13 protein-coding genes are annotated in these 12603 nt (G+C 48.0%); 9 read left to right on the top strand and 4 right to left on the bottom strand.

Annotated features, from left to right (window positions below):
- The first annotated feature begins 43 nt into the window (after nucleotides 1–43).
- From NLX82_RS07065 to NLX82_RS07080, 4 genes are all read left to right on the top strand, one after another.
- Nucleotides 44–961, top strand: a complete 918-nt coding sequence (locus tag NLX82_RS07065) for a PD-(D/E)XK nuclease family protein (protein ID WP_254347672.1) — start codon at nucleotides 44–46, stop codon at nucleotides 959–961.
- Between the two features lie 168 nt (nucleotides 962–1129).
- Nucleotides 1130–1789, top strand: coding sequence for an SGNH/GDSL hydrolase family protein (locus NLX82_RS07070; protein ID WP_254347673.1), 660 nt, complete (start codon nucleotides 1130–1132; stop codon nucleotides 1787–1789).
- 141 nt (nucleotides 1790–1930) lie between these two features.
- Nucleotides 1931–3271: a hemolysin family protein gene (locus NLX82_RS07075; protein ID WP_025723741.1), complete on the top strand. Its 1341-nt coding sequence runs from the start codon at nucleotides 1931–1933 to the stop codon at nucleotides 3269–3271.
- Nucleotides 3272–3534: 263 nt separating this feature from the next.
- Nucleotides 3535–4806: a methyl-accepting chemotaxis protein gene (locus NLX82_RS07080; protein ID WP_023987309.1), complete on the top strand. Its 1272-nt coding sequence runs from the start codon at nucleotides 3535–3537 to the stop codon at nucleotides 4804–4806.
- A 93-nt stretch (nucleotides 4807–4899) separates the two neighbouring features.
- On the opposite strand, the gene NLX82_RS07085 is transcribed toward NLX82_RS07080, so the two are convergent.
- Nucleotides 4900–5112: a hypothetical protein gene (locus NLX82_RS07085; RefSeq protein WP_013309048.1), complete on the bottom strand. Its 213-nt coding sequence runs from the start codon at nucleotides 5110–5112 to the stop codon at nucleotides 4900–4902.
- 140 nt (nucleotides 5113–5252) lie between these two features.
- Here NLX82_RS07085 and NLX82_RS07090 point away from each other — a divergent pair, with 140 nt between their 5' ends.
- Nucleotides 5253–6035, top strand: coding sequence for a YwaF family protein (locus NLX82_RS07090; protein ID WP_053324780.1), 783 nt, complete (start codon nucleotides 5253–5255; stop codon nucleotides 6033–6035).
- Nucleotides 6036–6147: 112 nt separating this feature from the next.
- Here NLX82_RS07090 and NLX82_RS07095 read toward each other — a convergent pair whose 3' ends face one another.
- Nucleotides 6148–6939: an SDR family oxidoreductase gene (locus tag NLX82_RS07095; protein WP_023987312.1), complete on the bottom strand. Its 792-nt coding sequence runs from the start codon at nucleotides 6937–6939 to the stop codon at nucleotides 6148–6150.
- A 258-nt stretch (nucleotides 6940–7197) separates the two neighbouring features.
- On the opposite strand from NLX82_RS07095, the gene NLX82_RS07100 reads away from it, so the two are divergent.
- Nucleotides 7198–8571, top strand: coding sequence for a hypothetical protein (locus NLX82_RS07100; protein ID WP_048481526.1), 1374 nt, complete (start codon nucleotides 7198–7200; stop codon nucleotides 8569–8571).
- Nucleotides 8572–8693: 122 nt separating this feature from the next.
- Complete coding sequence (locus NLX82_RS07105) at nucleotides 8694–9365, top strand: MgtC/SapB family protein (RefSeq protein ID WP_023987314.1); 672 nt, start codon at nucleotides 8694–8696, stop codon at nucleotides 9363–9365.
- Between the two features lie 225 nt (nucleotides 9366–9590).
- On the opposite strand, the gene NLX82_RS07110 is transcribed toward NLX82_RS07105, so the two are convergent.
- Both NLX82_RS07110 and NLX82_RS07115 read right to left on the bottom strand, forming a co-directional pair.
- Complete coding sequence (locus NLX82_RS07110) at nucleotides 9591–10268, bottom strand: peptidylprolyl isomerase (protein ID WP_023987315.1); 678 nt, start codon at nucleotides 10266–10268, stop codon at nucleotides 9591–9593.
- Nucleotides 10269–10598: 330 nt separating this feature from the next.
- Complete coding sequence (locus tag NLX82_RS07115; protein ID WP_023987317.1) at nucleotides 10599–10856, bottom strand: YqkE family protein; 258 nt, start codon at nucleotides 10854–10856, stop codon at nucleotides 10599–10601.
- Between the two features lie 131 nt (nucleotides 10857–10987).
- On the opposite strand from NLX82_RS07115, the gene NLX82_RS07120 reads away from it, so the two are divergent.
- Nucleotides 10988–12220, top strand: a complete 1233-nt coding sequence (locus tag NLX82_RS07120) for an MFS transporter (protein ID WP_023987318.1) — start codon at nucleotides 10988–10990, stop codon at nucleotides 12218–12220.
- A gap of 150 nt (nucleotides 12221–12370) precedes the next feature.
- Complete coding sequence (locus NLX82_RS07125) at nucleotides 12371–12550, top strand: aspartyl-phosphate phosphatase Spo0E family protein (RefSeq protein ID WP_025723205.1); 180 nt, start codon at nucleotides 12371–12373, stop codon at nucleotides 12548–12550.
- Nucleotides 12551–12603 lie beyond the last annotated feature (53 nt).

Below are 12603 nucleotides of genomic sequence, written 5' to 3' on the forward strand. Positions count from 1 at the left end.
GTTATAATAAAGAGATGATAGTTTTAATGAAGGAGGGCCTGTCATGGCTATATACCCGTCCTGGTCCTATTCGCAATCGAGGGCTCAAACGTTCGATGAATGCTTACGCAAATACTATTATCATTATTACGGCTCGCATAATGGCTGGAATTCGGCACAGGGCGCTGAAGAGCAAGTTACGTTGTATCGGCTCAAGCAACTGAGCAACTTATATATTTTATTCGGGAATATCACGCATCAAATGTGTGAATCAGTCATACGTGGATGGATGGAAAAAGGGGCTATCCCGCGTACAGCATACCTCGAGACAGCTATGAAGAACATGTTGAATGACAGCTACAAGGAATCGCTACACCGTGAGCTATGGCTACAAGATCCGAAAAATCGCGTCATGCTGGCGGAGGTTTATTACGACGACGAGGTGCTTTCGGAACGGATCGCCCTTATTAAGGAGCGACAGCACGCGGTGATACACAATTTATACCGTACTGCGATTTGGCATGAACTGCAACAGGGAAAGGCCCGAATTGTAGAAGTGGAGAAGTGGGATACGATGCTCCTTCACGAGACGAAAGTGTATGTCAAAATGGATTTGCTCTACCGTAGAGACAATGGAGACATGGTCATCGTGGATTGGAAAACAGGCAAGGAAGGCGATTTTTCCGACCAACTTTTTTTGTATGCTTCCTATGTGCAGGAGCACTATCAGCTTCCATTGGAGAAGATCGAGGTACGTGTGGAGTATCTGATGACAGGAGAGCATGAGGTGTATCGTCCCGCGCAAGAGGATATCGACAAAGTGGTTGGTAATGTCGGACGATACATCGAGGAAATGAAGTCCTGTCTCGATGACGATTACTATAATCGCCCCAAGCCTGAATCTTTCTTCACTCCGATGCCTTCACGCAGAGCGTGCGGAGGCTGTAATTTTCGTGAGGTGTGTAAGTACCGAGCGGTGTGAAATGACTTGATCGCCTTTGCCCCCGGATTCCTACCCTAATTAAAGCTAGTGAATCCGGCCATATGGCAAATCTATAATTCTTCTATGTTTTGAAACCGCTTTATAATTTAGAAGCTGCGAGGTATGATAAGGGTATTATTGGAAAATGCGAAGGAGGAAGTTAGGAAGATGACGAGTATAGAACACGCACGTATTCTTTTTCAGGGAGATTCTATAACAGACGGAGGAAGGGGACGAAATGAGGATGCGAACCATTGGCTGGGTCAGAGCTATGTGTATCTGATCGCAGGTGCGTTGGGGAGCCGTTTGACTACCACGCAGCCAGAGTTTGTGAACCGGGGAATTTCGGGGGATCGAGTTTCGGATTTGTATGCACGTTGGAACGAGGACACGTTTAGCCTGAAGCCGGACCTGCTCAGTATTCTAATCGGAGTGAACGACGCCTGGCGGATCGTGGAGCAGGAGCCGTCCGGGGTGACGGACCGATTTGAACGAGCCTATCGCCACCTTCTGGAAGAAACGCGTGAAGTGATGCCTGATCTGGGACTCGTGCTGTGCGAGCCGTTTATTTTGAAAACGGGAGCTACCGAGGCGCGATGGGACATTTGGCAAGAAAAAATAACGGGATACCAGCGTATTGTACGTCAGCTTGCGGACGAATTTGGGACCGTGTTTGTGCCGCTCCAGAGCATGTTGAACGAAGCCGCTACCCAGGCGGACGCCTCCTATTGGCTGCATGACGGGGTTCATCCGACAGCGGTTGGGCATCAGTTGATAGCTGATCAATGGATAGATATCGTGCAAAAGAGTCCGCTGGCGATTCGCTAACAGGGTCATACATAGTCTACTCCTTGTCATTTTTGGGTAATACACGATTATGGACATCATTACTTATGTTATGGTTCCATCCAAAAATGAATGTCAAAGGGGGTGCTTCTTGCTTCGTCATGAACGGAGCAAGAGAGGGCTATGGAAACGATAAATATCATTCTGGTTATATTGCTTATCGCATTAACTGCTTTTTTTGTGGCCTCGGAGTATTCCATTATTCGTGTGCGGGTATCTCGCATCAATCAATTGGCCTCTGAAGGCAACAAAAATGCGAAAGCCGTTAAAAACATTTTGTCTCGGCTGGACGAGTATTTATCTGCTTGTCAGCTCGGAACCACATTAACCTCAATGGCGCTAGGCTGGCTAGGGGAATCTACTGTTGAACATCTGCTACATCCCCTGTTTGTGTTGGCTCATATTCCAGCAGGCCTGACGGGAGTGCTCTCCTTTTTGCTGGCTTTTCTAATCTTGACCTATTTCGAGGTGGTCATCGGGGAGCTGGTACCCAAAACATTCGCCATACAGATTGCGGAACCGATGGCATTGTTTTTTGCCCGTCCGATCACGATATTCTATAAAATGACCTATCCCCTGAATTGGGTGCTCAGTCGTTCATCGCGTGTCATTACGGGTCTCTTCGGGCTCAAAAGGGTATCTGAAGAAGATGCGGCACTCAGTGAAGCCGAGCTTCGCTTGGCGTTATCTGAAGGCTTTCGTAGTGGTGAAATTACACCGACAGAATATCGATATCTAAACAATGTATTTGATTTTGACGACCGTGCGGCGCAGGAAATTATGGTACCGCGCATCCACATCCGTTCCATCTCCCACCAGGCAACAGTGGCCGAGTTTATGGAGCTGATCGAGGACAAGGTTTATAATTTTCTACCTGTAGCTGAACATGGCGACCGGGATCGTATTATCGGGATGATTCGCGTCAAGGAAGCCCTGCATGATTTGGCACGTGGGCACAGCACAGGGAATACGACGATGGCTTCTTATATTCACCCGGTGCTTCAGGTTATCGAGACGGTTCAGGCTCGGGATCTGCTGATTCAGATGCAAAAACGACGCATTCCTGTAGCGGTGCTGGTGGATGAATATGGTGGAACGTCAGGACTTGTCACACTAGAGGATATTATGGAGGAGATTGTTGGAGACATTCCTTCCTATACCGACACCGAAACCCCCGCAGCGTTAACTCCACTCATTACAAAAACAGATGATCATCGTTACATACTCAAATCACAGGCGCTCATTCATGAGGTCAATCGACGCTTGGAGACGGATATTGAGGCCGGGGACGTATATACAATTGGGGGATGGATGCTTTCAGAGCGTTTTGATATCCAGCAAGGAGAGAAGCTGACCATCGGTTTATGGGAGTTTACCGTACTGGAAAAAAACAGTCACCAAATAGACACAATTGAAGCGATTAAGAAAGCAGTCGTTGAACAGAAAAATGACAATGATTTTTAATAATGGAAAATGACTTTGTCGAGTAACAGCTCGCTTAAGATGTGACGAATGGCCTGTAAAGCTTGTGACAGCGCGATTCGTCCGTTTTAAGATGCAAGCTGCTACCTGGTAACATATTGTTTTTTGTGATTAGGATAGGGGACTTAAGACTCTGTATCTTTATGCTCATGAATATATCTGTCTATGAAAAATACTACTAGAAATGTAGCAATTTTATGGTAAAATGGAATCAAATTTGAGTTTTTTGGGGTGGGCTACAGTACATGAAGATGTCACTAGGTACGAAAATGGTTACTGCATTTGTCTCAATTTCTGCAATAACCTATGGAACAAGCGCTTTTTTTATTTTTGTACTCAAGGACTGGCTTGCTCAAGGTACACAAGAATGGGTGTACACTTCGATCATTCTGTTATTGGGTGTTCTGTGGAGTGGCATTTTGGGCTGGTTGATCTCAAAATTACTCACACGGCCAATTGTTAGGTTGGCAAAGGCGGCAGAGGAAGCCTCGGCGGGGAACCTGTCTGTTGTGATTCCTGAACGTCGTTCGGAGGATGAAATTAAAGTTCTGTATGATGCATTTCGGCATATGATGCTGAACATTAAAGATATGTTCAACGAGATCTCGTACAGCACCAGAACAACTTCGCAAAGTGCGGAAAATCTGAGCTTGGCTATTGTGCAGGCTACCACACAAATTGAGTCCATGTCTTCGGTGGTAGAAGATATTTTGAATGGCGTGGAGCAGCAAAAGCAAGCATCTGCCCAATCTATTAAAACAGCAGACCGAATGCTGGGCGATTTTAAAATGATGCGTAGCAAATCGGGGCATATGCTGGAACTGTCAGGCCATATGGAGCATTCAGTAGATTCGACGCAGACCGTATTTTCATCCCTGATGGATGGAATGGGAGAGCTGACAGCATCACATGGTCGTTCGCAGCAGGTAATTGCCCGACTGGAAAAAGAAGCTTCCCAAATTGAAGCGATTACAAGCACCGTGAAGGATATTGCGGAACAGACCCATTTGCTGGCGTTAAATGCTTCCATAGAAGCGGCGCGTGCGGGAGAAGAAGGGAACGGGTTTGCTGTAGTGGCTCACCAAATTCGCGCACTTGCTGCCCAAAGTACGGAGTCTGTGCAGCAAATAAATGCCATCGTTAGCCGTGTCCAGTCACAAATCGTAGAGACAGTGCAGTTGATGCATCAGCAGACGTCATTGGTCAGTGCTGAGGCGGAACGGACAAGCTCTGTGGATCAGACGCTGAACCGTTTGAACGCTATTGTACGTGAATTTGTCGAGAGCATCCGTTTAATGGAAGAAGCCGTGACGGAGCAGACGAACCGGGTAGATCAAACCTTTGAGCAGATCCATCGTATTCAGCAAATGTCAGGGGCCTTCTCTGAAGGAGCTCACAAAATTTATACAGCTGCTCATGAGGAGACAGCAATTATGCAGGAAATTTCGTCTTCTTCCGAGGATTTGAAAGTGCTTACGAATAAACTCATGATGAAAACACGGGGAATGCAACTATAACAGAAACCGTCATGTGAGGCATGATATATACAAACAAAATATAGCCGCTATACACCGGAAAACGAAGCAAAATGGTTCCCCGGTGTGTAGTGGCTATTTTTTAATTTCAAAAAACTCACATTGTTTTCTGGGGTGGTAAGCCAGATCACTGACGCTGGATTGCACGACAATGGTTTGATCGTCGAAACGGATTATGATTCCGCCAGAGCCAATCAATTGGTCATCCTGAAATACTCGGACACGAAGATGACGTTCCAGTGCCTCATTGAAATCCTGATCTGTAATTAATCGGCGATTAATGGCCATGAGGGTTCTCCTTTGAATATAATATCTTTTATCATAAAGGTAAGGTATTGAACAAGCAAGAAACACGGCTAGAACATAATCGGCTATTGGGTATAAAATAGAATGCAACGAAGAGAGAAAGAGATCAAAGGGGGCTAGCTATGGATAGGTCGTGGTCAGGGCCTTGGTTTGATGCCAATGCGCCAGAAGGGTTCGAGGCTTTTACTCCGTCACATGGGTTGGCTATATTGGGACTCATTGTATGCGCTTTGATGCTGTGGCTGACTCGGGGATGGATTCGATCGAACAAGCCTGTAAGCGAGGGAATTCGCTGGTTGTTAATTACAGTCCTCATTCTGTCAGAGGTGACTCTGAATATTTGGTATGTGATGCAGCATATTTGGGATGTCCAGACCTCATTGCCATTAGAACTGTGCAGTGTGACACTGCTGCTGTCTATCCTGATGCTTATTTTTCGAAGCCGCTGGTTATATCCGATCATCCTTTTTGCCGGAATTGGAGGGGCGCTCCAAGCCGTACTTACGCCTAATTTGGCATATGCATTTCCGCATTATCGTTTTATCCATTTTTTCGTAGCTCATAGTGCTATTATTTTGGCAGCCTTGTATATGAGCTGGATAGAAGGACTCAAACCGACATGGAAGAGTGTGGGAGGAGTTATGCTTTTTCTGAATGGCTTGGCGCTGATGGTGTGGATCGTAGACGATGCTCTCGGTGCTAACTACATGTTTCTAGCTGGAAAGCCGTCGACACCGTCGATATTGGATGTTTTGGGGCCATATCCTCTGTACATTCTGGCAGAAGAAGCCATTGCACTGCTGTTCTTTTCGCTTCTGATGCTGTTGTTCGAGGTGCTTCCAGGAGGCAGGCTGTATGTCCGCTTTCGCAAAGGAGCTCTGCATGGTGCTGACAGGTCGATATAAAGCCGTTGTAAAGCCATACAAAAGCAGCCTATTCCACAAGTATATGACTAGGGATAAGGCTGCTAAGAATGCCAAAACAGTAGTATGGGTATAACGTTCCCCATTCTAATACTTAACGCAGTAGTGATTCTGCTCCGTCTACATAAATTTCCGTACCCGATACATGAGATGACTCGTCTGAGGCGAGAAACAGGACCAGATTGGCAACCTGCTCTGGCTCACCAGGGGCATCCTCTAGCGGATGCTCTCCGCCCTTCGGAAATTCGACTGGAATTTGTACCTTCTTCAAGTCTTCCGAAGGGTACGTGTTATCGTCAATTTCCGTGTCGATGGCTCCCGGGCATATCGCGTTGACCCGGATTTTGTAACGTGCCAGCTCCAGTGCTGCCATTTTCATAAAAGCAACCTGAGCTGCCTTGGTGGAGGCGTAGGCTGAGAATCCAATACCTGAAAAGGTTCGATTACCGTTGATGGAGCTGGTAATGATAATGCTGCCGCCGCGTTCTTTCAGGTAAGGGACGGCATATTTAACGGTAGCAAAGGTGCCGCGAAGATTAATGTTCATCGTGCGGTCCCATTCCTCCAGTTCCAGTGTCTCGATAGGGGCCATCGTGCCGTTAATGCCTGCATTGGCGAATACTATGTCCAGCTTTCCGTACGTTTCCACGACTTTAGCGAACCCCTGCTGAATCATGTCCGGCTTGGAAATATCACATTCCAGCACAAGCGCCTCGCCGCCAGCCTGCTCAATGATTGCTTTGGTCTCCTCTGCATGCTTGGGTGTCCGATCCAGCATGACCACCTTGGCGCCTTGTTCTGCAAAACGGATCGCGGTTGCCTTGCCGATCCCTGAACCTCCACCACTGACCACTGCTATCTTCCCTTGCAATCTCTGCTCTGCCATTGACTATTCCTCCCATTCCGTTCATAAACTAAACCTGACTCGTTATTCCATACCTCTGTACGTTGATGGTGAAACAGTCACACTGGATTTCATCCCATTTGCGAAATATGGTAACATAGGCGAACCAGCAGGAACTTATAGCAAAAACATATAGCAGGAACAAGTATGGAGAAGACCGAGTGACGGAGGTGGATCGAATTGAGCTATAACGCAAATGACCGACCCGAATCGACAGACGCTATAGCACTGACCGGAAAAATGAAACCGTGGGCACTGAGCGGCCCCAGTATTCAAATCGATCCGTTGTTTCCCTATTACGCCAACCGTTCGCGGGACAGTATAGCAGATGAGATCGCCCTTGCGGGCTACCAGACCGTTCATTATTTTGTCGTGCGTGAAAATGAAGTGGATGGAGCGCTTGTTGCTGCTTTTCAACGCAGAGGCATAGCGGTGTGGGCAATGGTGCTAGGCAACGGTTCTTTTGGCGTGTCCCAGCTGCCGCCGGAGTGGAGAGAATGGCGCATGGAGCTGCTGCGCGAACCGAACGACGGATTTCAGCGGCTTTCGCATTTTGCTCAGGAGTATGTGGAATGGAAAAAGAAAGCCGCTGCCCGGCTCGTCACCGATATTCCGTTCGACGGGTTCGAGGTGGCGGAGCCTTATTTCCCCGAATGGAACGGGCTGCGCAGTGGAGTGTACGGGGATGTTGGGCCGCATGCACAGCGTGCCTTTCGCGAGCGTAGCGGTGAGGACATTCCGGATTTCCGCGACAAGCATGCGCGGAATTATTACCGGAAGGTTCCGAAGCTGTACGCGCAGTGGGTTGATCTGCGTGTGGACGCCGTGAACGGCCTGATCAGCGAGCTGGTGAACGGCGCGGGCGGTGTACGTGATGTCCGGCCGGACATCTGCGTGGCGACATGGTCGCTTGCTGTGAGCGGACGCGGCGATGTCCCAGGCCAGCTGCGGGAATGGCAGGGTCTGGACGCGGTAGCTATGATCGGGTGCGTCGCCCCGGATATGCACGTACTCCAGACCCATTGGCCGGACTGGATGCGCCGCCGTCTACCGCCACAGTATACCCGGGGCTATGCTCGCATCGCGCAGTCGATACGGGCCGCTTATCCGGGCCTGCCCCTCGGGGTGCAGGCGGATATTGGCTCCCTCGCGCGTATGGTACGTGACCGCGAGTGGACGCAGCGGTTTGGGGCTACCGCCCTTGAGGGCGGCTACGACGCCTGGACCGCCTATGAATACCATTTGGGTGGTTACATGTACGATGAGCCGCCCAAACCGCTTAAGGCGGAACGTTCAGCCGAAGATGAGGTAGTTATTTCTTTCAGCAAGCGGATTGCCACACCGTCTGTAGATGAGCTGCGTATTTGGAGCCGGGAGGACAGAGCAGGTACAACACGCGAGGTGAGCCGCCACCTAAGAAACGATTCACTAACGTTGCTGGAGCTTGTGGATGCCGTAGCAGACGGAAACCGTCTATTGCTGCGTATACACAATTTACCAGCAGAGGCGTTCAGCTTGCGCCTTGATGGTGTACAGGATACACCGGAGCTGTGGTTGCTCAAGGGGAGGAAGCTACATCGCAATCTGCCAGAGGATGAAGTGAGGGTTCCTTAAAATTTGGGTAATAACAAAATAACAGCTGTATAAACGGCTCATTTGCCATAGCATTTTAGAATTGTATATTTTTGAGGAGCAGCATCTTTTCAAAACATAAACGATAGTGGAGTGAAAAAAGTATGTGGGATTGGGATTACCTGATTCGGGTCATGTTTGCCGGACTATGCGGCGCCTTAATTGGCTATGAGCGCAAAAGTCGCATGAAAGAAGCGGGCATTCGCACCCATTTCATTGTCGGTATTGGCGCAGCGCTCATGATGGTGGTATCCAAATATGGTTTTCAGGATCAAACCGTCTGGTCGAACCTGTCGCTGGACCCTTCCAGAATAGCAGCACAGGTTATAAGTGGAGTCGGCTTTATCGGCGCAGGGATGATTTTTACACAAAAAAATAGAATTAAAGGACTGACCACTGCCGCAGGCATCTGGACTACCGCCGGAATCGGTATTGCCGTAGGTGCAGGGATGTATGGGCTTGGTGCAGGTGTAACGCTGTTTATTTTAGCGGCTCAGTCCTTGCTCCATAGTCGTTTTTATCAGATGGCTACCCCGTCTACGCGACAAGTAGTTGTTCAGGTCGACAATGAGCCGGGCGTACTGAATCGGATCAAAGAACTGCTGGAGCACAAGAAGCTGACGATTCACAGCTTTCACGCCGAGCGCATCAATAACGGTGAGCAGTTGGTTATTCATATGCTTGTAAAGCTGTCCCGGTCAGAGGGAGTGGAGGAACTGCTGTCACTGCTGCAAGAGATGGAAGGTATTCGTTCAGTCGAGACTAAGTCCAATTAGACGAATTTACTGCTTATTTAGTAGCTTTTTGTCGAACGCTGACAGACCCATTTAACAGTAAAAAACTTTAAAAATAATGATTGAAAACGCTTCCTTTTGTGTATATACTCTTACTACATCACAGAGACAGCAGCTTAGAAAGCATCAGGGGATAAGCAAAAACGACCTCATGCGTATGCACAAGGTCGTTGCTGTTATCCCGTTTTGAAAGACTGATTTGATGTCTTACTTTACTTTGACTGGAGCTGGATATTTTTTACCCAGCGTATCCACAGTGACTTTTTTCATCGTAGCCGGTTTGATCGGTTTGTCATTGCTATCTCGTTTGGAATTGACGATAGCATCGACCACATCCAACCCGGACGTTACTTTACCGAAAGCGGCATATTGACCGTCGAGGTAGTCCGCATCGGCAACCATGATGAAAAATTGCGATCCGGCCGAATCCAGATCCGCTGAGCGGGCCATGGATAATACGCCACGTGTATGTTTGAGTGTATTGTTAACACCATTGCTCTTGAATTCGCCTTTGATACTGTAGCCGGGGCCACCTGTACCGTTACCTTGCGGATCACCACCCTGAATCATAAAGCCTGGGATGACACGGTGGAAAATGGTACCGTTATAGGCTCCCTTTTGCACCAAAGAAATGAAGTTGTTAACCGTGTTCGGTGCTACTTCCGGATACAGCTCAAGCTTAATTTTCTTGCCATCATTCATGACAATCGTGACAATCGGATGGGAAACAGCCTTGCTTTTGTCTTTAGTCGCAGCAGGAGTTGTAGTGCTTGTCCGGCTGGCAGCTTCCACATCGGCCGCTTTTGTGCCGCATCCAGCAACCAGCACGAGCATGATGGCTAGCAGGCACAGCGTGTACCATGGGCGTATCGTTTTTCGGTTCATTGATATTCCTCCTGAAAGGTTGGATGGTGTAACATCCTAAATTATAGTTTGGGGGCAGCGCAGAACACTTTTCCATTTTCTATCATACCTTTTTTGCTGGGGATAAGGAAATACGGGTTTGAAAGCCGTATTCTTGACCCATACTGCTGCTATTCCCAAGGAAAGGGGCAGGATCATGATGGAGGTAGACAAAAAGCTGGCGAAAGGTCTCATATGGGGTATGGCGTTCAGTCTGCCGGTTTGGGTAGGGGTGCTGTACTCAGTACAACATATTCGTGACTGGCTATAACATAAAGCGTAAAGATAGGCCAAAACCGTTGTGGTTTTGGCTTATTTATATTTGTGCCAGTCCAAATTGCTGTTATTCAGTAGATGCTCGAAGTTGTTATCCAGCTTCTTCTGTTCAGCTTTTTTTGCTTCGACGGCACGCTGCCGTTCGTCTTCTTTACGCTTGTCCTGTTCTGCTTGGGCTTCATTGGCTTGAGCCTTAAGCTTATTCAGCACATCCTGACTCAACAGATCTTTTAACGTAGCAGGTTTGTCCTGAGCCGCAGGAGCAGGGGAAGACGAATTTCTCTTCTTAGCCATGTCATCATCTCCATTCCATTCGATTATATCAGCTTCTGCACGGTTGTTCCACGATTGAAGGATGAGCTGGGCGGTAGACTTTTCTAATTTAGAGGGTAATAATGGAATGAGCAGAAGGGACGTGTGGCATCATGCATCTATATTGGAAGCGAAACCTGGTCATTTTGTGGATTGGAGTATTGTTTTGCAGCATGGCCTATTCCGTGTCTATTCCGTTTTTACCTATTTTTCTGAATACGGAAATGGGCGTAAATGATCATCTGGAACTGTGGTCGGGGATTGCCTTTGGAGTCACTTTTTTAGCCAGCGCGCTGATTGCCCCATTTTGGGGTTCGCTTGCAGATAAGTATGGACGTAAGCCGATGTTGATTCGTTCAGGCTTTAGCCTGGCGGTGTTGTACCTGATATGTGCTTTTGTGACAGATCCGTATGTGTTCGTAGGAGTACGGTTGTTTCAAGGCCTTCTATCCGGGTTTATTCCTGCTGCGATTGCGCTGGTCGGAACGGGCTCGCCTGAGGAGAAAACCGGCTATGCACTCGGTATTATGGCGACCGCTGGGGCGACAGGCAGCATTATAGGTCCGCTGATTGGCGGTGTAGTGAGCCATTATTATGGCAATCGGAATGCCTTTTTTTTCTCTGCAGCTCTTGTGCTGGTATCTGCGTTAATCGCGACTTTTGGCGCTAGAGAGGACAGCTTCAAGGGAACCAGTACCCGCTCGCATGTTCGTGATGATATCAAGGAGGCTATTGCTAATCGGCCTTTGTGCTTTTTGCTTATTCTGGCGGGATTAAGTACCTTTTCCGTCATGATATTGGAACCGTTAATTACGGTATATGTGCTTGAAATGGGAGTTGACCGTAGCCGGGCGTCTTTAAGTTCCGGGATTGTATTCTCAGCCGTTGGTATTGCGGCGGTGCTCATGGCTCCCCGATGGGGACGGATTGGAGGCCGGACCGGATTTGCACACGTGCTGCTGATTGGACTGATCGGTTCGGGAATCGGGAACATCTTACAATTTTTTGTAACCAACTTTGTTGGTTTTGGTGCGCTTCGGTTTGGATATGGATTGTTTTATGCGTCCGTCATGCCGGCTATCAACGCAATGACTGTTGAGGTCACCAAGCCGGAGTTTCGCGGACGAGCCTTTAGCTTGAGCCAATCAGCCACTCAACTCGCGACCATGGCGGGGCCGTTGATTGGCGGTATGCTTGGCAGCTGGATGCCAATCCGCTGGATCTTTGTGTTAAACGGTGGCATACTGCTGCTTGCAGCGTTGTTGCTATGGGCGAAGGGAAAAAACGTGTTCCCAGTTTCAGCCAGGAAGAACGTAACGGATCAGGATATTCATTCTGCCGGATAAGCGAATCACACAGGATTGTCTAAGAGGACAATCTTAGAGCTCATAGAGCAGGTCTTTTTTTGTGCTATTAGATAATTATCCCAAACCTTTACTTTTAGTATACTTATTCATAACCCTCTACACTGATAATATGACAAGGAGGGATATATTATGATAAGAGACGACATTTTGCGTCAACAGCTTGAGAAAGCTCGTCAAAAGCTGTATATTTTGCAAGCAAAACATGGCTTTAATCATGCCAGTGTGCTCAGACAGTCTGTAATTATGGATAACCTCATCAATCAATATAACCACCTTTTTTATATAAAAGAAAAAAAGCCGACTGCATAAATGCAACCGACTGGGCGAGAAACTTTTGGTGAGGTCACTCGCCCTTGTACTGT

This window comes from Paenibacillus sp. A3M_27_13, from assembly GCF_024213315.1.
Lineage (GTDB): Bacteria > Bacillota > Bacilli > Paenibacillales > Paenibacillaceae > Paenibacillus > Paenibacillus polymyxa_B.

Bases quoted from the DNA above. Each gene is read 5' to 3' on its own strand.
- NLX82_RS07065 (WP_254347672.1), top strand. From the start codon at position 44: ATGGCTATATACCCGTCCTGGTCCTATTCGCAATCGAGGGCTCAAACG.
- NLX82_RS07070 (WP_254347673.1), top strand. From the start codon at position 1,130: ATGACGAGTATAGAACACGCACGTATTCTTTTTCAGGGAGATTCTATA.
- NLX82_RS07075 (WP_025723741.1), top strand. From the start codon at position 1,931: ATGGAAACGATAAATATCATTCTGGTTATATTGCTTATCGCATTAACT.
- NLX82_RS07080 (WP_023987309.1), top strand. From the start codon at position 3,535: ATGAAGATGTCACTAGGTACGAAAATGGTTACTGCATTTGTCTCAATT.
- NLX82_RS07085 (WP_013309048.1), bottom strand. From the start codon at position 5,112: ATGGCCATTAATCGCCGATTAATTACAGATCAGGATTTCAATGAGGCA.
- NLX82_RS07090 (WP_053324780.1), top strand. From the start codon at position 5,253: ATGGATAGGTCGTGGTCAGGGCCTTGGTTTGATGCCAATGCGCCAGAA.
- NLX82_RS07095 (WP_023987312.1), bottom strand. From the start codon at position 6,939: ATGGCAGAGCAGAGATTGCAAGGGAAGATAGCAGTGGTCAGTGGTGGA.
- NLX82_RS07100 (WP_048481526.1), top strand. From the start codon at position 7,198: ATGAAACCGTGGGCACTGAGCGGCCCCAGTATTCAAATCGATCCGTTG.
- NLX82_RS07105 (WP_023987314.1), top strand. From the start codon at position 8,694: ATGTGGGATTGGGATTACCTGATTCGGGTCATGTTTGCCGGACTATGC.
- NLX82_RS07110 (WP_023987315.1), bottom strand. From the start codon at position 10,268: ATGAACCGAAAAACGATACGCCCATGGTACACGCTGTGCCTGCTAGCC.
- NLX82_RS07115 (WP_023987317.1), bottom strand. From the start codon at position 10,856: ATGGCTAAGAAGAGAAATTCGTCTTCCCCTGCTCCTGCGGCTCAGGAC.
- NLX82_RS07120 (WP_023987318.1), top strand. From the start codon at position 10,988: ATGCATCTATATTGGAAGCGAAACCTGGTCATTTTGTGGATTGGAGTA.
- NLX82_RS07125 (WP_025723205.1), top strand. From the start codon at position 12,371: ATGATAAGAGACGACATTTTGCGTCAACAGCTTGAGAAAGCTCGTCAA.